We start from the raw sequence: 18,977 nt of genomic DNA, 5'->3' as shown, positions 1-18,977 counted from the left end.
ACGGGTAGCGCGCAGGCCGTGCCTGCGCCATCAACCCCGCTCAGAGCAGCACCACGTCGTACTGCTCTTGCGAATACATGGACTCGACCTGGAAGCGGATGGTTCGACCGATGAACGCCTCCAGTTCGGCCACGTTGCCCGACTCTTCATCAAGCAGCCGGTCGACCACCTTCTGGTTGGCCAGCACCCGGTAGCCTTCGGCCTGATAGGCGCGCGCCACGCGCAGAATTTCCCGAAAGATTTCGTAGCAAATGGTTTCCGGCGTCTTCATCCGCCCGCGCCCGTGGCAGGCGCTGCACGGCTCGCACAGCACCTGATCGAGGCTTTCGCGGGTACGCTTGCGGGTCATCTGCACCAGGCCCAGCTCGGTGATGCCGATGATGTTGGTCTTGGCATGGTCGCGTTCGAGCTGCTTTTCCAGGGTACGCAACACCTGGCGCTGGTGCTCTTCGTCTTCCATGTCGATGAAGTCGATGATGATGATGCCGCCCAGGTTGCGCAGGCGCAGTTGCCGGGCGATGGCGGTGGCGGCTTCGAGGTTGGTCTTGAAGATGGTTTCTTCGAGGTTGCGGTGACCGACGAACGCCCCGGTGTTGACGTCGATGGTGGTCATGGCCTCGGCCGGATCGACCACCAGATAGCCCCCCGACTTGAGCGGCACCTTACGCTCCAGCGCACGCTGGATTTCGTCTTCGACGCCATACAGGTCGAAGATCGGCCGCTCGCCGGGATAGTGCTCCAGGCGGTTGGACAGCTCCGGCATCAGCTCGCCGACGAACTGCGTGGCGCGCTGGAAGGTTTCCCGCGAGTCGATGCGCACTTTCTCGATCTTGGCATTGACCAGGTCGCGCAGGGTGCGCAGGGCCAGGTCCAGGTCCTGGTAGATGACCGTCGGCGCACCGCAGGTCTTCATCTGGCTGGCGATCTGTTCCCATAGGCGGCGCAGGTAGCGGATGTCCTGCAGGATGTCGTCGGCGCGCGCGCCTTCGGCGGCAGTGCGCAGGATGAAGCCACCGGCGTCCTTCATCTCTTCCTTGGCCATGCAGTCGCTGACCACCTGCTTGAGGCGCTCGCGCTCGGCTTCGTCTTCGATCTTCAGGGAAATGCCGACATGGCTGCTGCGCGGCATGTACACCAGGTAACGCGACGGAATCGACAGTTGCGTGGTGAGCCGCGCGCCCTTGGAGCCGATCGGGTCCTTGGTGACCTGCACCACCAGGCCCTGGCCTTCGTGCACCAGGGCGCTGATGGTTTCCACCGCCGCGCCTTCGCGCAGGGAAATCTCCGAGGCATGGATGAACGCCGCGCGCTCCAGACCGATGTCGACGAAGGCCGCCTGCATGCCGGGCAGCACCCGCACCACCTTGCCCTTGTAGATGTTGCCGACGATGCCGCGGCGCTGGGTGCGCTCGACGTGCACCTCTTGCAGCACCCCGTTTTCGACCACTGCCACGCGTGATTCCATCGGCGTGATGTTGATCAGAATCTCTTCACTCATGGCAGGTTCTCGTCGGAGGTAGCGGCTAATGATGGGGGGCGGCGAGGTGCCTGGCTAGTGGCTATGTACGATCTGCGGCACCGATTGCCAGCACGCGACACCGAACTCGCCGAGCAATGCGGCGGTTTCCTGCAAGGGCAACCCCACCACGGCCGAATAACTGCCGCTCAAATGGCTGACGAAGACGGCGCCCAGCCCCTGGATCGCGTACCCGCCCGCTTTGTCGGCCGGCTCGCCGCTGGCCCAGTAACGCTGCGCTTCTTCGACGCAGATGGTACGAAAACTGACTTGGCTGGCGACGCACAGGCTGCGCGTATGCGTGCCATCGGTGACGGCGACGGCGGTCAATACCTGATGCTCGCGTCCGGACAGACTGAGCAGCAGCGCCTGGGCATGGGCGGCGTCGCGCGGCTTGCCCAGCACCTGACCGTCGAGCACCACGACGGTGTCGGCGCCCAGCACCACGCCGGGCGCTTGCAGCAGAGCGAACCCGGCATGGGCTTTCGCCCGGGCCAGACGCTCGACATAGCGCTCGGCCGCTTCGGTGGGGAGCAGGGCTTCGTCGACCGGCGCGCCGAGCACGGTGAACGACACGCCCACCTGGGTCAGCAGTTCGCGGCGTCGCGGTGAGCCTGAGGCCAGGTAGAACGGGGGCATGGTCATCTCCTTGAAGGTCGCGCCGGGCCGCTGGGCCTTGCGACGGAATCCGCGGCAGGATCGTTGCCGGGGTAAAGCCTGCTTCTGGGTAGGCCTGGGCGCGCCGTTCACGCGCCAGGCCAGCGTGCCGCCAGTCCTGGCGGCACGCTCGGGCTAGTTGATGCGCAACCTGCGGCGCACGTCGCGCAGGGCGAAGCTCAGCCACGGCCAGAGCACCGCACTGATGAACGCCGACCAGACCAGCGCCAGGGTCGGCAAGCGGTTGCCGGTCAAGGCGCTGAGCCACAGTTGGACCAACTGGGCGATGCCGAAGATCACCAGGATCACCAGGCTCTGTTGCCACATGGGAAAATTGCGCATGCGCTGTTGCAGGCTCAATACCAGGAAGGTGATGAGCGTAAGCACCAGTGCGTTCTGGCCCAGCAGCGTGCCGTACAGCACGTCCTCGGCCAAGCCCAGAAAGAAGGCGGTGGTCATGCCGACCCGGTTGGGCAAGGCCAGGGCCCAGAACGACACCAGCATCGCCAGCCACATAGGGCGGAACACTTCGAGGAAATTGGGCATCGGCGACACGCTGAGCAGCAGGCCGACGGCGAAAGTCAGCCAGATTACCCAGCCGTAGTTGCTACGCGGACGAGCCATCATTGCCTCCGGGGTTGTGCTGCGGACGCGGGCGATTGCGCAGGCGTCGCGGTGCCATTGGCAGGCGTGGCGGTGGACGGTGTCGCCGCAGGCACGGTAGCGGGCGAAGTGCCGGTCGCCGGGGCGCCACTTTGCGCTCCTTGGCCCTGGGCGGGGCTGGCCGAAGTATTCGGCGCGGCGGCGCCCTGCCCCGTCGCGGGGGCAGACTGCCCGCCAGCGGCGCCCTTGCGGTCGGCCTCTTCCTGGGCCATGGCCGCTTCGGTAGCGCGCTGCTCCGGGGTGCGGCTGTCGCTGAACACGAGCAGCATGTAGCGGCTGCGGTTCAGCGAGGCGGTGGGAATGGCACGGACGATGGCGAACGGTTGGCCGGAATCGTGGATCACTTCGTTGACCGTGGCCACCGGGTAACCGGCCGGGAAGCGCTCGCCCATGCCGGAACTGACCAGCAGGTCGCCTTCCTTGACGTCGGCGGTGTCGGCGACATGGCGCAACTCCAGGCGCTCCGGGTTGCCGGTGCCGCTGGCGATGGCGCGCAGGCCGTTGCGGTTGATCTGCACCGGGATGCTGTGGGTGGAATCGGTCAGCAGCAGCACCCGCGCGGTGTAGGGCATCAGCTCGACCACCTGGCCCATCAGGCCGCGGGCGTCGAGCACCGGCTGGCCGAGGAACACGCCGTCGCGCTCGCCCTTGTTGATCAGGATGCGGTGGGTGAAGGGGTTGGGGTCCACACCGATCAGCTCGGCCACTTCGACCTTCTCGTTGACCAGCGCCGAGGAGTTGAGCAGCTCGCGCAGGCGCACGTTCTGCTCGGTCAAGGCCGCGAGCTTCTGCAGCCGCCCCTGGAGCAGCAAGGCTTCGGTCTTGAGCTTCTCGTTTTCCGCGATCAGTTCGGTACGGCTGCCGAACTGCCCGGCCACGCCCTGCCAAATGCGCTGCGGCAGGTCGGTGACCCAGTACGACTCCATCAACACCAGGCCCATCTGGCTGCGCACCGGCTTGAGCACGGTGAAACGCGCGTCGACCACCATCAGCGCGACCGACAGCACGACCAGCACCAGGAGGTGGATGCCCAGCGAGGGGCCTTTGGAGAAAAGCGGTTTAATGGGCCGTTCCTCGTGGACGACTCAGGAGGTCATTGGACATGGGACAACGCACCAGCCTGGTTGCAGGTTGACGGAAACGACGCGTCGAGCGGCGTCAGACGACGCACACAGGTAGCACTGTGGGTGCTACCTGTAAAGCGCGGAGAGAGGCTTCGGCACGCTTGCGCCTACGCGGGTCATTCGCTCGAGAGCAGGTCCATCGCGTGTTTGTCCATCATTTCCAGCGCACGGCCACCGCCACGCGCCACGCAGGTCAGCGGGTCTTCGGCGACGATCACCGGCAGGCCGGTTTCCTGGGCCAGCAGCTTGTCCAGGTCGCGCAGCAGTGCGCCGCCACCGGTCAGCACCAGGCCGCGCTCGGCGATGTCGGAAGCCAGCTCCGGCGGGGACTGTTCCAGGGCGCTCTTGACCGCCTGGACGATGGTCGCCAGGGACTCCTGCAGCGCTTCGAGCACTTCGTTGGAGTTGAGAGTGAAGGCACGCGGCACGCCTTCGGCCAGGTTGCGGCCACGCACGTCGACTTCGCGGGTTTCGCCACCGGGGTAGGCGGTACCGATTTCCTGCTTGATGCGCTCGGCGGTGGACTCGCCGATCAGGCTGCCGTAGTTGCGACGCACGTAGGTGACGATGGCTTCGTCGAAGCGATCGCCGCCGACGCGCACGGACTCGGCGTAGACCACGCCATTCAGCGAGATCAGGGCGATTTCGGTGGTGCCGCCGCCGATGTCGACGACCATCGAACCGCGGGCCTCTTCGACCGGCAGGCCGGCACCGATGGCAGCGGCCATGGGCTCTTCGATGAGGAACACTTCGCGTGCGCCGGCACCCAGGGCCGACTCGCGAATGGCGCGGCGCTCAACCTGGGTGGACTTGCACGGCACGCAGATCAGCACACGCGGGCTGGGCTGCAGGAAGCTGTTTTCGTGCACTTTGTTGATGAAGTACTGCAGCATCTTTTCGCACACGCTGAAATCGGCGATGACGCCGTCTTTCATGGGGCGGATGGCGGCGATGTTGCCAGGTGTACGGCCGAGCATGCGCTTGGCTTCGGTACCGACAGCGACGACGCTTTTCTGGTTGCCATGGGTACGGATGGCAACAACCGAGGGTTCATTCAGTACGATACCGCGCTCACGCACGTAGATTAGAGTGTTGGCCGTGCCCAGGTCGATCGACAGATCGCTGGAAAACATGCCACGCAGTTTCTTGAACATGGGAAAGGGACCCTGGGGAAAGCGTGGGTAAAAAAGAGCGGCAAACTCTAACAATGGCGGGGATTTTGGGCAAGGAGCCAATATGTTAAATTGGCAGTTTTTCCGAGCACGCCAGCAGAAGATCGCGGCCCTTCGACCATCAAAAGCCCGCCATGTTCCCTGTCGGGCAATTGTTCCTTTTTGTTTCCTAGTCCTGGAGAACCCCATGGCGCTTGAACGCTGCGACGTGGAAAAGATCGCTCACCTGGCCCGCCTGGGCCTCGATGAAGCCGAACTGCCACGCACCACCGACGCCTTGAACAGCATCCTCGGGCTCGTCGACCAGATGCAGTCGGTCGACACCGACGGTATCGAGCCCCTCGCCCACCCCCTGGAGGCCAGCCAGCGCCTGCGCGCCGACCAGGTCACCGAACACAACCAGCGCGACCGTTACCAGGCCGTCGCGCCGGCGACCGAAAACGGTCTGTACCTGGTTCCGAAAGTCATCGAGTAAGGGATAGAGCCTGCCATGCACCATTTGACCCTGGCCGAGATCGCCCGCGGACTCGCCGACAAGTCGTTTTCCTCCGAAGAGCTGACCGCAGCGCTGCTGCAGCGCATCCGGTCGCTCGACCCGCAGCTCAACAGCTTCATCACCGTCACCGACGAGCTGGCCTTGCAACAGGCGCGTGCCGCCGATGCGCGCCGCGCCGCCGGTGAAAACGGCGCGCTGCTGGGTGCACCGATCGCCCACAAAGACCTGTTCTGCACCCAGGGCGTGCGCACCAGCTGCGCCTCGAAGATGCTCGACAACTTCACCGCGCCCTACGACGCCACCGTGGTCGCCAAACTGGCCGAGGCCGGCATGGTCACCCTGGGCAAGACCAACATGGACGAGTTCGCCATGGGCTCGGCCAACGAGTCGAGCCACTACGGCGCCGTGAAGAACCCGTGGAACCTCGAACACGTGCCCGGCGGCTCCTCGGGCGGTTCGGCCGCCGCGGTCGCCGCGCGCCTGGTTCCGGTCGCCACCGGCACCGACACCGGCGGCTCGATCCGCCAGCCCGCCGCGCTGACCAGCCTGACCGGCCTCAAGCCCACCTACGGCCGCGTCTCGCGCTGGGGCATGATCGCCTATGCCTCCAGCCTCGACCAGGGCGGCCCGATGGCGCGCACCGCCGAAGACTGCGCCCTGCTGCTGCAAGGCATGGCCGGCTTCGACGCCAAGGACTCCACCTCCATCGACGAGCCGGTGCCCGACTACAGCGCCAGCCTGAACCACCCGCTCGAAGGCCTGCGCATCGGCCTGCCGAAGGAATACTTCGGCGCCGGCCTCGACCCGCGCATCGCCGAGCAGGTGCAGGCCACCGTCGACGAGTTGAAGAAGCTCGGCGCAGTCGTCAAGGACATCAGCCTTCCGAACGTGCAGCACGCCATCGCCGCGTACTACGTCATCGCCCCGGCCGAGGCCTCCTCGAACCTGTCGCGTTTCGACGGCGTGCGCTTCGGCCACCGCTGCGACAACCCCAAGGACCTGACCGACCTGTACAAGCGCTCGCGCGGCGAGGGCTTCGGCCCCGAAGTGCAGCGGCGCATCATGGTCGGCGCCTACGCGCTGTCGGCCGGCTACTACGACGCCTACTACCTCAAGGCGCAGAAGATCCGCCGCCTGATCAAGAACGACTTCATGGCCGCCTTCGAAGGCGTCGACCTGATCCTCGGCCCGACCACGCCGAACCTGGCCTGGAAACTCGGCGCCAAGGGCAACGATCCGATCGCCGCGTACCTGGAAGACGTCTACACCATCACGGCCAACCTGGCCGGTCTGCCGGGCCTGTCCATGCCCGCCGGTTTCGTCGACGGCCTGCCGGTCGGCGTGCAGTTGCTGGCCCCGTACTTCCAGGAAGGCCGCCTGCTCAACGTCGCGCATCGCTACCAGCAGGTCACCGACTGGCACACCCGTGCCCCCAACGGCTTCTGAGGAATTCATACATGCAATGGGAAGTTGTGATCGGGCTGGAGATTCATACCCAGCTCGCGACCCAGTCGAAGATTTTCTCCGGCAGCGCCACCACCTTCGGCTCCGAGCCTAACACCCAGGCCAGCCTGGTCGATCTGGGCATGCCGGGCGTGCTGCCGGTGCTCAATGAAGAAGCCGTGCGCATGGCGTGCATGTTCGGCCTGGCGATCGACGCCGAGATCGGGCCGCGCAACGTGTTCGCGCGCAAGAACTACTTCTACCCCGACCTGCCCAAGGGCTACCAGATCAGCCAGATGGACCTGCCCATCGTCGGCAAGGGCCACCTGGACATCGCCCTCGAAGACGGCACCGTCAAGCGCATCGGCGTGACCCGCGCGCACCTGGAGGAAGATGCTGGCAAGAGCCTGCATGAAGACTTCAACGGCGCCAGCGGCATCGACCTCAACCGCGCCGGCACGCCGCTGCTGGAGATCGTCTCCGAACCGGACATGCGCAGCGCCAAGGAAGCCGTGGCCTACGTCAAGGCCATCCACGCCCTGGTGCGCTACCTGGGCATCTGCGACGGCAACATGGCCGAAGGCTCGCTGCGCTGCGACTGCAACGTGTCGATCCGCCCCAAAGGCCAGACCGAGTTCGGCACCCGCTGCGAGATCAAGAACGTCAACTCGTTCCGCTTCATCGAGCGCGCCATCAACAGCGAAATCCAGCGCCAGATCGAGCTGATCGAAGACGGCGGCAAGGTCATCCAGGAAACCCGCCTGTACGACCCGAACAAGGACGAGACCCGCTCCATGCGCAGCAAGGAGGAAGCCAACGACTACCGTTACTTCCCCGACCCCGACCTGCTGCCGGTGGTCATCGAGCCGGCGCTGCTCGACAGCATCCGCGCGTCCCTGCCCGAACTGCCGACGCAGAAGGTCGAGCGCTTCCAGGCCCAGTACGGCCTGTCGGCCTACGATGCCAACGTGCTGGCGGCCAGCCGCGAGCAGGCCGACTACTTCGAACAGGTGGCCAAGGTCGGCGGCGACGCCAAGCTCGCGGCCAACTGGGTGATGGTCGAATTGGGCAGCCTGCTCAACAAGCTGGGCCTGGACATCGACGAATCGCCGGTCAGCGCCGATCAGCTCGGCGGCATGCTGCTGCGCATTCGCGACAACACCATCAGCGGCAAGATCGCCAAGACCGTGTTCGAGGCCATGGCTGCCGGTGAAGGCGACGCCGATGCCATCATCGACAGCAAGGGCCTCAAGCAGGTCACCGACAGCGGCGCCATCGAAAGCATGCTCGACGACATGCTGGCGGCCAACGCCGAACAGGTCGAACAGTACCGCGCCGCCGACGAGGCCAAGCGCGGCAAGATGTTCGGCTTCTTCGTCGGCCAGGCGATGAAGGCGTCCAAAGGCAAGGCCAACCCGGCCCAGGTCAACCAGTTGCTCAAGGCCAAGCTCGAAGGCTGATCGCTGCTGCCCCGCCGCCCACGCGGGCGACCGCTGCGTGCTTGCCTTGGGCAGGCGCGCAGCGCGTCACCTACGTCCGCCAAGGAGCCCCTCTCCGATGCACACCCCACGACTTCTTCTGCCGCTCATCGTCCTGTTAGGCGGCTGCGCCAGCCACAACGTCGATCCCCGTAGTTACAACGACACCGGTATGGCGTCCTATTACGGCGCGCGCCATCAAGGCAAGCGCACCGCCAGCGGCGAACCCTTCAACCAGTACGCCCTCACCGCCGCCCACCGCGAGTTGCCGTTCGGCAGCCGCATGCGCGTGACCAACCTGGCCAACCAGCGCAGCGTGGTGGTGCGCATCAACGACCGCGGCCCGCACCGCCGTGGCCGGCTGATCGACCTGTCGCGCGGCGCGGCGGAAAAAATCGGCATGCTGCGTAGCGGAACAGCACGCGTGCGGGTACAAGGGTTGGGCCGTTAACCCGTGGAGCCTTGACCATTTCCCTGCTCGCTACCCTCCCCCCGTTCAGCCTGCTGCAACTGTGCGCAGGCCTGGTCCTGCTGGTGCTGGGCGCCGAACTGCTGGTGCGCGCCGCCCTACGCCTGGCCACCCGCCTGCATGTGCGCCCACTCATCATCGGCCTGAGCCTGGTGGCCTTCGGCAGTACCGCTCCGCAATTGACGGTCAGCCTGCAAGCGGCCTACCAAGGTGCGCCCGACGTGGCGGTGGGCAGCGTGATCGGCAGCAACATCTTCAACATCCTGGTGATCCTGGGCCTTACGGCGCTGATCATCCCACTGCGGGTCTCGCGGCAACTGGTGCGGGTCGACCTGCCATTGATGATCGGCGCCAGCGCCCTGGCCTACCTGCTGGCGGCCAACGGCTACCTGGGCCGCCTCGAAGGCAGCCTGCTGCTGCTCGGTCTGGTCGCTTACCTGCTGGTGCTGTGGCGCCAATCGCGCCACTACGCCCGCGCCTACACCGCGCCCTGCACCCAGCATGTGGGGCGCGCGCGCTTCTGGAGCGTGACTTCGCTGCAAGTGGCCGGCGGCCTGCTGCTGTTGAGCCTGGCGGGGTATCTGGTGCTGGAAGCGGCGATCGAACTGGCGACCGACCTGGGCTTGTCGGAAAGGGTGATCGGGCTGACCGTGGTCGCCGTATGCACCTCCTTGCCGGAGCTGGCGGCGGCACTGGTCGCCGCGGTGCGCGGCGAGCGCGAGGTGGCGGTGGGCACGGTGATCGGCAGCAACCTGTTCAACCTGCTGGGCGTACTGGGGCTGACGGCACTGGTTACGCCCGACCCGCTGTCGATCTCGCCCAACGCCTTGGCCTTCGACCTGCCGGTGATGCTCGGCGTGGCGGCGCTGAGCTTGCCGGTATTCTATTCGGGTTACCGCATCACCCGCGCCGAAGGCCTGGTGCTGCTGGGCCTGTACGTGGCCTACGGCCTGCACGTCATGACGTTCACCGTCGGCATGCCGCTGGCCGGGCGCTTGGAGCACTTGATGTTCTTCTATGTATTGCCGGTATTGGGCGCGGTCCTGCTCTACACCACCCTACGCGCCTGGCGCCGCCAGCACTGAGCCGGCTGGCACGGGCGCCGGCGTCAGGCCTTGGCCTGGCGCAGTTTCTTCAGTTTGAAGGCCACCCACAGCACCGCGATCCAGGCCGGAATCAGCAGCACCGAAATGCGGATCGGCGGCGTCAGGTACATCACCACCAGAATCACCACGATGAAGGCCAGACACAGGTAGTTGGTGAACGGGTGCCCCAGGCTGCGGTAGAACGGCGTCTGCCCCTGGGCCAGCTTGGCCTTGCGGAATTTCAGGTGGGTGATGCTGATGCTCGCCCAGTTGATCACCAACGCCGACACCGCCAGGGCCATGAGCAGGCCGAAGGCTTCACCGGGCATGAGGTAGTTGATCACCACGCACAGGCCGGTCGCCAACGCCGACATGCCCAGCGCCACCAGCGGCACGCCGCGTTTGTTGAGCTTGAGCAGCGGCCGCGGGGCGTCGCCCTGGCTGGCCAGGCCGAACAGCATGCGGCTGTTGGCGTAGACGCAGCTGTTGTAGACCGACAGCGCCGCCGTCAGCACCACCACGTTGAGCACCGTGGCCACCAGGTCGCTGTCCAGTTCATGGAAGATCATCACGAACGGGCTGCCGCCCTGCACCACCTTCTGCCATGGGTAGAGCGCCAGCAGCACCGCCAGGGCGCCGATGTAGAAGATCAGGATGCGGTACACCACCTGGTTGGTGGCCTTGGGGATGCTCACCCGCGGGTTGTCGGCCTCGGCGGCGGTGATGCCCACCAGTTCCAGGCCGCCGAAGGAGAACATGATCACCGCCAGGGCCATGACCAGGCCGGTCACGCCATGGGGGAAGAAGCCGCCGTGCTGCCAGAGGTTGGCGACGCTGGCTTCAGGGCCGCCGTTGCCGGTGCCGAGCAACCACACGCCGAAGCCGATCATGCTGACGATGGCCGCCACCTTGACCAGGGAGAACCAGAATTCCATCTCGCCGTAGACCTTCACCTGGGTCAGGTTGATGGCGTTGATCAGCACGAAGAAGATCGCCGCCGTGGCCCAGGTGGGGAAGTCCGGCCACCAGTATTTGATGTAGATGCCCACGGCGGTCAGCTCGGCCATGCCCACCAGCACGTACACCACCCAGTAGTTCCAGCCCGAAACGAAGCCTGCGAATTCGCTCCAGTAGCGGTGCGCGAAATGGCTGAAGCTGCCGGCGACCGGCTCTTCCACCACCATCTCGCCCAGCTGGCGCATGATCAGGAACGCCATCAGGCCGGCGATGGCATAGCCCAGCAGCACCGACGGGCCGGCCAGCTGGATGGTCTGGGCGATGCCCAGGAACAGGCCGGTGCCGATCGCCCCGCCCAGGGCGATCAGCTGGATATGGCGGTTCTTCAACCCGCGCTGCAGCGGATCGGGCGTGTTCTGCTCGTGCATGAGGTGTCCTTTGGCTCAGAAGGCAGTGGCGGGAAGGTAGACGGCAGGGAGCATCTAGATCCATCCGCCCCACTGCAAGACGAAAATGCCGATGTTGGTGGTGATCGCCGCCATCAACGTGGTGATGACGATGATCGAAGCCGCCAGCTCGTGGTTGCCGTCGGCCGCGCGGGCCATGACGTAGCTGGCCGCCGCCGTGGGGCTGGCCACATAGAGGAAGAGGATGCCCAGCTCGGCGCCGCGGAAGCCGCACAGCCAGGCGCCCAGGGTGCCGAGCAGCGGCAGCCAGACCATCTTCATCAGGCTGGCGTGCATGGCCAGCCGGCCGCTGTCGCGCAGCGCCGCCAGCGACAGGGTGCCGCCGATGCAGATCAGCGCCAGGGGCAGGCTCATCTGCGCCAGGTAGTCGCCGGAGGTCAGCAGCCAGTTGGGCAACGGTACCTGGGCGTAGGCCATGGGCGTGGCGATGACCACGCTGAGGATCAGCGGGTTGCGCGCCAGGCTCTTGCACAGGCTCCAGGGGTCGGACTTGAGGCTGGGGCTGTACACCGCCAGCACCACCGCCGACAGGCTGTTGTAGAACAGGATCACCACCCCGGCCAATACCGCGCCCAGCGAGACGCCGACATCGCCGTACAGGCTGGCCGCCAGGGCCAGGCCGATGACACCGTTGTTGCCGCGAAACGCGCCCTGGGTGTAGACGCCGCGCTCGTGCGGCGGACAACGCCAGATCGCCACCCCCCAGCACAAGGCGAAACCCAGCACCGTGGCCACCACGAAAAAGCCGATCAGACCGGGGCGGAAGGCCGACGACAGGTCGGCGTGGTAGATGCCGAGGAACAGCAACGCCGGCATGCAGACGTTGAACACCAGGTTGGAGGCCACCCGGTTGAAGTTGTCGTCGATGACGTGGATGCGTTTGAGCAGCACACCGAGGAACAGCATGGCGAATACGGGCGCCGTGACGTTCAGGGTCTGGATCAGCAGGGCGAGCATGTACGGGGGTGTCCTGGGCGGTGCGGTCAGGGCGTCGATGATACGCCAGTGCTCAGGGATTGAGGTTTTTTACCCCTAAGAAAAGGCAGTTTCCTACGAAACTGCCTTGAAAAGCATCCAGTGCTCAGCGCCGTACGGGGCGCTTCTGCAGCTTGCGCTGCAAGGTGCGGCGGTGCATGCCCAAGGCGCGGGCGGTGGCGGAAATGTTGCCTTCGTGCTCGGCCAGCACGCGCTGGATGTGCTCCCACTGCAAACGGTCGACCGACATCGGGTTGTCCGGCACCAGGGTGTCGAGGTTGGCGTGCTCGGACAGCAGCGCCGCCAGCACGTCGTCTGCGTCGGCCGGTTTGCACAGGTAGTTGCAAGCGCCGCGCTTGATGGCTTCCACGGCCGTGGCGATGCTGGAGTAGCCGGTCAGCAGCACCACGCGCATGTCCGGGTCCAGCTCCAACAGCTTGGGCAGCAGCACCAGGCCCGAGTCGCCTTCCATCTTCAGGTCGAGGGTGGCGTAGTCGGGCAGGTCGCGCTTGGCCAACTCGTAGCCTTCTTCGGCCGAGGCCGCGGTGCTGACGCGAAAACCGCGGCGGCCCATGGCGCGGGCCATCACACGGGTGAAGGTGGCATCGTCGTCCACCAGCAGCAGGTGGGGCAGTTCTTCGCCTTCGACCTGGATTTCTTCGCTCATCGTTGTTCTCCTGGCGCGCCGTAGGGCAGGCGCAATTCGGTCAGGGTGCCGCCCTGGTCATGGCTGTAGAGTTTCACCGAGCCGCCGGCACGGGTCACGCTGGCCTTGCTCAGGAACAGGCCGAGGCCGAAGCCCTTGCCCTTGGTGGTGATGAAAGGCTTGCCGATGGCTTCGGCGATGGCCGGTGGCACGCCTGGGCCATGATCGCGGATGCTGATCAGAATGTCCTGCTCGTTCCAGTCCAGCTGCACTTCGAGGTTGTCCGGGCAGGCATCGGCGGCATTGTTCAGCAGGTTCAGCAGAGCCTGGGTCAGATCGGGTGGTGGCGACAGCTGCGGCACCTCGCCGTCGCGCAGACGCTGGAAACGATAGCTGGTTTCCGGACGCATCAGGTGCCAGCGGTTCAGCGCCTCGTCCAGCCAGGCGGTGACGTCCTGCTCGACGATGGCCATGCGCCGGTTGGCCTCGGCCGCGCGCACCAGTTGCTGCAGACTGTGCTTGCACGACTGCACCTGGTCCTGCAGCACGATCAGGTCTTCCTGCAACTGCGGGTCGGTGTGGTCCTGGCGCATCTCGTTGAGCAGCACGCTCATGGTTGCCAGCGGCGTGCCCAGCTCGTGCGCGGCGCCGGCGGCCTGGGTGGCGACGGCCAGCAGTTGTTCGTCGCGCAGGCTGTCTTCGCGGCGCTCGGCGCGCAGTTGCTCGGCGTTGCGCAGCTCCTCGGCCATGCGCGCGGCGAAGAAGGTGATCACCGCCGCCGCCAAGGCGATGCTCAGCCACATGCCGTAGACCTGCATGGTGTCGCGCGCCATGGGCATGCTTTCCAGCGGGTAGAACTGCACCAGCAGCAAGCTGTAGGCGGCCAGGGCGATGCCCGAGAGCACCAGCGAATAGATCCACGGCAAGGTCACCGCGGCGATGGCCAGCGGCACCAGGTAATACGACACGAAGGGGTTGGTCGAACCGCCCGAGTAGTACAGCAGCGCGCTGTGGATCAGCAGGTCGCAGGCCAGTTGCAGCGCGTATTCGAGCTCGGTGACCGGCAGCGACAGGCGCAGGCGCAAGGCGGTGAAGGCGCAGAGGATCGACGACAGCACCAGGGTCAGTACCAGCGACAGCCAGGGCAGCGGCAGCAGTTCGGTCCAGTAGGCGACGCCCACCGAGCCTGCCTGGGCGGCGAGCACCAGCACGCGGATGACGGTCAGGCGCCAGAGGTTCAAGCGGGTGGCGGACAACGGAGGTGGGGCGGCGAGCATGCGCTCTCCTGATGGTGAAAGCGGAAAAAACCCACGAAGTATACCCAAGCGGCCCACTTCGCTGAAGCGATGCGGCAAAGCGCCACACTTTGACACAAGCCCGATGGGGCGCCTTTGAACCGCATTCGCCGCGCCCGGTCTGATGGCCATGCGGGAAACAGTACCACCCGCACCCAGATGCCTTCACCGCCAAGGAGCTTCATATGACCATTCCCCGTCGCAGTGCCGCCGTGCTCATCGCCTCCGGCCTGCTCGCCAGTCTGTCGGCGCTGGCCGCCGACGAGCCGCGCTACAACCAGGTTTCGCTGCGCGCCGAAGTGAGCAAGGAAGTCGCCCGCGACCTGATGGTCGTTACCCTCTACACCGAAGCCCAGGACAACGACCCCGGCAAGCTCGCCAAGCAGGTCACCGACGTGATGAACAAGGCCGTGCAGCAGGCGCGCACCGTCAAGGACGTGAAGATCAGCCAGGGCAGCCGCAACAGCTATCCGGTCTACGACAACAAGGGCCAGAAGATCAACGGCTGGCGCGAGCGCGCCGAACTGCGCCTGGAAAGCGCCGACTTCCCGGCCCTGTCCAAGCTCACCGGCGAGCTGCTGCAAGACCTGAAGATGGGCGGCATGGACTTCTCCATCGCCCCGGCCACACGCAAGACCAGCGAAGACGCCTTGCTCAAGGAAGCGGTCGATGCCTTCAAGGCCCGCGCGCAACTGGCCACCGAAGCCCTGGGCGGCTCGGGCTACAAAGTGGTCAACCTCAACCTCAACAGCAGCGGCTACCCACGCCCTTACCTGCGCAGCGCACCGATGGCGATGAAGGCCATGAGCACCGACGAAGCGGCGCCGTCGCCGGACGTCGAGGCGGGCACCAGCGAAGTGAGCATGAATGCCGACGGCATGATCGAGATTCAGATGCCGCAAGGGCAGTGACGGCAGGGAACCGAGGCGCGCAAGGCGCCTCGGTTCAGTCTCTAAGGTAAGTATTCCTTCATGCTTTTGGGCAACTTCCTACATCGAATTACTATCTTTCTGATTATTTGAAAAATCGCGAAAACCGCCGATCAGGCGTTCAACACCCCCGCAAATCACGATAATTAAAAGCAACTTACATCGATGCGACATCGATGTACGTTCGTTCTACTTTTTCGCCTTCATTCCCCTTTCGAGCGTTGCAATGCCCCCTACCCTGGACAAGTATCCCTGGGTCGGCTCACGAGGCCATCTCACTCGAAAAAGTACAAGAATGAGGCCAACATGCTCAAAACCGCGGTTCTCCCTCTTCTGATCGGAGCAGGCTTCCTGCTCGGCAGCGTGCACGCCCACGCCGCGTCCAACCTGGTGTTCTGCTCCGAAGGCAGCCCAGCCGGCTTCGACCCCGGCCAATACACCACCGGCACGGATTTCGATGCCTCGGCCGAACCCCTGTTCAACCGCCTGACCCAGTTCGAGCGCGGCGGCACCGAGGTGATTCCTGGCCTGGCCGAGCGCTGGGAGGTGTCCGAAGACGGCAAGGCGTACACCTTCCACCTGCGCGAAAACGTCAAGTTCCACACCACCGACTACTTCAAGCCCAGCCGCGCCTTCGATGCCGACGACGTGCTGTTCACCTTCAACCGCATGCTCGACCGCAACCACCCGTTCCGCAAAGCCTACCCGTCCGAGTTCCCGTACTTCACCGACATGGGCATGGACAAGAACATCGCCAGCATCGAAAAAATCGACCCGCACACCGTGCGCTTCACCCTCAACCAGGTGGATGCCGCGTTCATCCAGAACCTGGCCATGAGCTTCGCCTCGGTGCAGTCGGCCGAATACGCCGAGCAACTACTGAAAAAGGGCAAGCCCGCCGAGATCAACCAGAAACCCATCGGCACCGGCCCGTTCGTGTTCGGCAAGTACCAGAAAGACGCCCTGATCCGCTACAAAGGCAACAAGGACTACTGGAAACCCGAAGACGTGAAGATCGACAACTTGATCTTCGCCATCACCACCGACCCCTCGGTGCGCATGCAGAAGCTGCGCAAGAACGAATGCCAGGTCACCCTCTTCCCACGCCCGGCCGACATCGCCGAGCTGAAGAAGGACCCCAACCTGCAGATGCCCGAGCAGGCCGGCTACAACCTGGGCTACATCGCCTACAACGTCATGGACAAGATCAAGGGCAGCGACCAGCCCAACCCCATGGCCCAGCTCAAGGTGCGCCAGGCGCTGGACATGGCGGTGAACAAGGGGCAGATCATCGAGTCCGTGTATCAGGGCGCCGGGCAACTGGCGGTCAACGCCATGCCGCCGACGCAATGGTCGTACGACACCAGCATCAAGGACGTGCCCTACGATCCGGAAAAGGCCAAGGCCCTGCTCAAGGAAGCCGGCATCAAGGAAGGCACCGAAATCACCCTTTGGGCCATGCCCGTGCAACGCCCCTACAACCCCAACGCCAAGCTGATGGCCGAGATGCTGCAGGCCGACTGGGCCAAGATCGGTATCAAGGCCAAGATCGTCAGCTACGAATGGGGCGAGTACATCAAGCGCTCCAAGGGCGGCGAGAACGGCGCCATGCTGATCGGCTGGAGCGGCGACAACGGCGACCCGGACAACTGGCTCGGCACCCTGTTCGGCTGCGACGCGCTGGAGGGCAACAACTTCTCCAAGTGGTGCTACAAGCCCTATGACGCCCTGATCAAGCAGGCCAAAGCCACCACCGACCACGAGCAGCGCAGCGAGCTGTACAGGCAGGCGCAGCGCATCATCAAGGAGCAGGTGCCGATAACGCCGATCGCCCACTCCACCGTGTACCAACCGATGCGCAGGAACGTCGAGGGCTTCAAGATCAGCCCGTTCTCGCTCAACTCGTTCTATGGCGTCAGCGTGAAATAACCCGCGCTATCCAGTCGAACCGCATGCCCAAGGAAGGGCCACGCACCGCTACAAGGAGTTGCCATGCGTATCCCCTTCCTGCTCTGCGCCCTGCTCGGCGCCGGGTTGCTGAGTCACACCCCCACCACCCTGGCCAAGAGCCTGGTGTTCTGCGCCGAAGCCAGCCCGGCAGGGTTCGACATCGCGCAGTACACCAGCGCCACCGACAGTGACGCCAGCACGCCGATCTACAACCGCCTGGTCGAATTCGAGCGCGGCGGCACGGCCGTGCACCCTGCCCTGGCAACGGCCTGGCAGGTGTCCGAAGACGGCCTGCGCTACACCTTCCAATTGCGCGAAGGGGTCAAGGTGCACAGCAACAAGGCCTTCACCCCCAGCCGCGACTTCAACGCCGACGACGTGCTGTTCACCTTCCAGCGCATGCTCGATCGCCAGCATCCGTTTCGCCTGGCCTACCCCGCCGAATTCCCCTACTTCGTCAGCATGGGTTTCGACAAGAACCTGCTCAAGGTAGAAAAGAACGGCCCGTTGAGCGTGACCTTCCACCTGGCCGAGGTCGACGCCGCATTTGTCCAGAACCTGGCCATGGCCTTCGCCTCGATCCTCTCCGCCGAATACGCCGAGCACCTGCTGGCCGAGGGGCGCCCCAGCGACATCAACCAGCAGCCGATCGGCACCGGGCCGTTCGTCTTCCAGCGCTACCAGAAGGACGCGCAGATCCGCTACCGCGCCAACCCCGCCTACTGGGCGCCGGACGAGGTCAAGGTCGACACCCTGGTGTTCTCCATCAATACCGACCCCTCGGTGCGGGTGCAGAAACTGCGCCGCAACGAATGCCAGGTCACCCTCAACCCGCGCCCGGCCGACCTGCCTGCGCTCAAAGCCGACCCGGCCATCGAGGTCTTGCAACAGGCCGGCTTCAACCTCGGCTACATCGCCTACAACACCCACCGCGCGCCCTTCGACCAGTTGGCGGTGCGCCAGGCCCTGGACATGGCGGTGAACAAGCGCGCGATCATCGACGCGGTGTACCAGGAGGCCGGGCAGATCGCGGTCAACGCCATGCCGCCGACCCAATGGTCGTACGACACCCGCATCGAGGACGCCCCCTTCGACCCAGAAAAGGCCAAGGCGCTGCTCAAGCAGGCCGGGATCGCGCAAGGCACCGAGATCACCCTCTGGGCCATGCCCGTGCAGCGCCCCTACAACCCCAACGCCAAGCTCATGGCGCAGATGCTGCAGGCCGACTGGGAAAAGCTGGGCTTGAAGGTGCGCATCGTCAGCTACGAATGGGGCGAATACCTGAAGCGCCTCAAGCAGGGCGAACACGACATCGCCTTGGTCGGCTGGACCGGCGACAACGGCGATCCTGACAACTGGCTCGGCACCCTCTTCGGCTGCGCCGCCATCGGCAGCAACAATTATGCGCGGTGGTGCGACCAGCCCTATGACGCCCTGGTGACCCAAGCCAAGCGCATTACCGACCCGGCCGAGCGCAGCGTGCTCTACCAGCAGGCGCAGCAGCGGCTCAAGCAGCAGGTGCCGATCACTCCGGTGGCGCACTCGACGGTGAGCCAGCCGCTGCGCGCCACGGTGAGCGGCTTCAAGGTCAGCCCGTTCGGCCGTAACACCTTCTCCGGCGTCAGCACCGAATAACCCTATCCGTATAGCCCGGG

At 65.2% G+C, this 18,977-nt stretch carries 17 protein-coding genes; 8 read left to right on the top strand and 9 right to left on the bottom strand.

What is annotated here, in order from left to right; genetic code table 11:
- Positions 1–40 precede the first annotated feature (40 nt).
- The 5 genes from rng to mreB form a co-directional block, all read right to left on the bottom strand.
- Positions 41–1,498, bottom strand: a complete 1,458-nt coding sequence (rng, locus tag B4M43_RS00600) for a ribonuclease G (protein ID WP_296263123.1) — start codon at positions 1,496–1,498, stop codon at positions 41–43.
- 54 nt (positions 1,499–1,552) lie between these two features.
- On the bottom strand, positions 1,553–2,155 hold the full coding sequence (locus tag B4M43_RS00595; protein WP_296263122.1) for a Maf family protein: 603 nt from the start codon (positions 2,153–2,155) through the stop codon (positions 1,553–1,555).
- A 153-nt stretch (positions 2,156–2,308) separates the two neighbouring features.
- On the bottom strand, positions 2,309–2,797 hold the full coding sequence (mreD, locus tag B4M43_RS00590; protein WP_296263121.1) for a rod shape-determining protein MreD: 489 nt from the start codon (positions 2,795–2,797) through the stop codon (positions 2,309–2,311).
- A complete protein-coding gene (mreC, locus tag B4M43_RS00585; RefSeq protein ID WP_414707805.1) occupies positions 2,797–3,864 on the bottom strand; it encodes a rod shape-determining protein MreC in 1,068 nt (355 codons plus the stop codon). The genes mreD and mreC overlap by 1 nt, the downstream gene beginning before the upstream one ends.
- A gap of 212 nt (positions 3,865–4,076) precedes the next feature.
- On the bottom strand, positions 4,077–5,114 hold the full coding sequence (gene mreB, locus B4M43_RS00580; RefSeq protein ID WP_296263119.1) for a rod shape-determining protein MreB: 1,038 nt from the start codon (positions 5,112–5,114) through the stop codon (positions 4,077–4,079).
- A 205-nt stretch (positions 5,115–5,319) separates the two neighbouring features.
- Between mreB and gatC the strand changes: the two genes are divergently transcribed.
- The 5 genes from gatC (at position 5,320) to B4M43_RS00555 (ending at position 10,103) form a co-directional block, all read left to right on the top strand.
- A complete protein-coding gene (gene gatC, locus B4M43_RS00575) occupies positions 5,320–5,607 on the top strand; it encodes an Asp-tRNA(Asn)/Glu-tRNA(Gln) amidotransferase subunit GatC (RefSeq protein WP_296263117.1) in 288 nt (95 codons plus the stop codon).
- Between the two features lie 15 nt (positions 5,608–5,622).
- Positions 5,623–7,074, top strand: a complete 1,452-nt coding sequence (gene gatA / locus B4M43_RS00570; RefSeq protein ID WP_296263115.1) for an Asp-tRNA(Asn)/Glu-tRNA(Gln) amidotransferase subunit GatA — start codon at positions 5,623–5,625, stop codon at positions 7,072–7,074.
- Between the two features lie 11 nt (positions 7,075–7,085).
- Entirely contained in the window at positions 7,086–8,531 is a 1,446-nt protein-coding gene (gene gatB, locus B4M43_RS00565; protein ID WP_296263113.1) for an Asp-tRNA(Asn)/Glu-tRNA(Gln) amidotransferase subunit GatB, read from the top strand.
- Between the two features lie 97 nt (positions 8,532–8,628).
- A complete protein-coding gene (locus B4M43_RS00560; RefSeq protein ID WP_296263111.1) occupies positions 8,629–9,000 on the top strand; it encodes a septal ring lytic transglycosylase RlpA family protein in 372 nt (123 codons plus the stop codon).
- A 77-nt stretch (positions 9,001–9,077) separates the two neighbouring features.
- Positions 9,078–10,103: a calcium/sodium antiporter gene (locus B4M43_RS00555; protein ID WP_414707804.1), complete on the top strand. Its 1,026-nt coding sequence runs from the start codon at positions 9,078–9,080 to the stop codon at positions 10,101–10,103.
- A 23-nt stretch (positions 10,104–10,126) separates the two neighbouring features.
- On the opposite strand, the gene B4M43_RS00550 is transcribed toward B4M43_RS00555, so the two are convergent.
- From B4M43_RS00550 to B4M43_RS00535, 4 genes are all read right to left on the bottom strand, one after another.
- Entirely contained in the window at positions 10,127–11,488 is a 1,362-nt protein-coding gene (locus B4M43_RS00550; RefSeq protein ID WP_296263110.1) for an amino acid permease, read from the bottom strand.
- Between the two features lie 54 nt (positions 11,489–11,542).
- A complete protein-coding gene (locus B4M43_RS00545; protein ID WP_296263108.1) occupies positions 11,543–12,484 on the bottom strand; it encodes an AEC family transporter in 942 nt (313 codons plus the stop codon).
- A gap of 124 nt (positions 12,485–12,608) precedes the next feature.
- A complete protein-coding gene (locus tag B4M43_RS00540) occupies positions 12,609–13,169 on the bottom strand; it encodes a response regulator transcription factor (RefSeq protein ID WP_296263107.1) in 561 nt (186 codons plus the stop codon).
- On the bottom strand, positions 13,166–14,425 hold the full coding sequence (locus B4M43_RS00535; protein WP_296263104.1) for an ATP-binding protein: 1,260 nt from the start codon (positions 14,423–14,425) through the stop codon (positions 13,166–13,168). The genes B4M43_RS00540 and B4M43_RS00535 overlap by 4 nt, the downstream gene beginning before the upstream one ends.
- A 203-nt stretch (positions 14,426–14,628) precedes the next feature.
- Here B4M43_RS00535 and B4M43_RS00530 point away from each other — a divergent pair, with 203 nt between their 5' ends.
- From B4M43_RS00530 to B4M43_RS00520, 3 genes are all read left to right on the top strand, one after another.
- Positions 14,629–15,354 (top strand): SIMPL domain-containing protein, encoded by a 726-nt coding sequence (locus B4M43_RS00530; RefSeq protein ID WP_296263102.1) that lies wholly within the window; start codon positions 14,629–14,631, stop codon positions 15,352–15,354.
- 324 nt (positions 15,355–15,678) lie between these two features.
- On the top strand, positions 15,679–17,301 hold the full coding sequence (locus B4M43_RS00525) for an ABC transporter substrate-binding protein (protein ID WP_296263101.1): 1,623 nt from the start codon (positions 15,679–15,681) through the stop codon (positions 17,299–17,301).
- Positions 17,302–17,364: 63 nt separating this feature from the next.
- A complete protein-coding gene (locus B4M43_RS00520) occupies positions 17,365–18,957 on the top strand; it encodes an ABC transporter substrate-binding protein (protein WP_296263098.1) in 1,593 nt (530 codons plus the stop codon).
- The last annotated feature ends 20 nt before the right edge of the window (positions 18,958–18,977 follow it).

Origin of the sequence: Pseudomonas sp. UBA6562 (genome assembly GCF_002434265.1) — a bacterium.
Lineage (GTDB): Bacteria > Pseudomonadota > Gammaproteobacteria > Pseudomonadales > Pseudomonadaceae > Aquipseudomonas.
This window is presented reverse-complemented; position numbering and strand designations above follow the sequence as displayed.

Coding starts and splice junctions, on each gene's coding strand:
- rng (WP_296263123.1), bottom strand. CDS start 1,498: ATGAGTGAAGAGATTCTGATCAACATCACGCCGATGGAATCACGCGTG.
- B4M43_RS00595 (WP_296263122.1), bottom strand. CDS start 2,155: ATGCCCCCGTTCTACCTGGCCTCAGGCTCACCGCGACGCCGCGAACTG.
- mreD (WP_296263121.1), bottom strand. CDS start 2,797: ATGGCTCGTCCGCGTAGCAACTACGGCTGGGTAATCTGGCTGACTTTC.
- mreB (WP_296263119.1), bottom strand. CDS start 5,114: ATGTTCAAGAAACTGCGTGGCATGTTTTCCAGCGATCTGTCGATCGAC.
- gatC (WP_296263117.1), top strand. CDS start 5,320: ATGGCGCTTGAACGCTGCGACGTGGAAAAGATCGCTCACCTGGCCCGC.
- gatA (WP_296263115.1), top strand. CDS start 5,623: ATGCACCATTTGACCCTGGCCGAGATCGCCCGCGGACTCGCCGACAAG.
- gatB (WP_296263113.1), top strand. CDS start 7,086: ATGCAATGGGAAGTTGTGATCGGGCTGGAGATTCATACCCAGCTCGCG.
- B4M43_RS00560 (WP_296263111.1), top strand. CDS start 8,629: ATGCACACCCCACGACTTCTTCTGCCGCTCATCGTCCTGTTAGGCGGC.
- B4M43_RS00550 (WP_296263110.1), bottom strand. CDS start 11,488: ATGCACGAGCAGAACACGCCCGATCCGCTGCAGCGCGGGTTGAAGAAC.
- B4M43_RS00545 (WP_296263108.1), bottom strand. CDS start 12,484: ATGCTCGCCCTGCTGATCCAGACCCTGAACGTCACGGCGCCCGTATTC.
- B4M43_RS00540 (WP_296263107.1), bottom strand. CDS start 13,169: ATGAGCGAAGAAATCCAGGTCGAAGGCGAAGAACTGCCCCACCTGCTG.
- B4M43_RS00535 (WP_296263104.1), bottom strand. CDS start 14,425: ATGCTCGCCGCCCCACCTCCGTTGTCCGCCACCCGCTTGAACCTCTGG.
- B4M43_RS00530 (WP_296263102.1), top strand. CDS start 14,629: ATGACCATTCCCCGTCGCAGTGCCGCCGTGCTCATCGCCTCCGGCCTG.
- B4M43_RS00525 (WP_296263101.1), top strand. CDS start 15,679: ATGCTCAAAACCGCGGTTCTCCCTCTTCTGATCGGAGCAGGCTTCCTG.
- B4M43_RS00520 (WP_296263098.1), top strand. CDS start 17,365: ATGCGTATCCCCTTCCTGCTCTGCGCCCTGCTCGGCGCCGGGTTGCTG.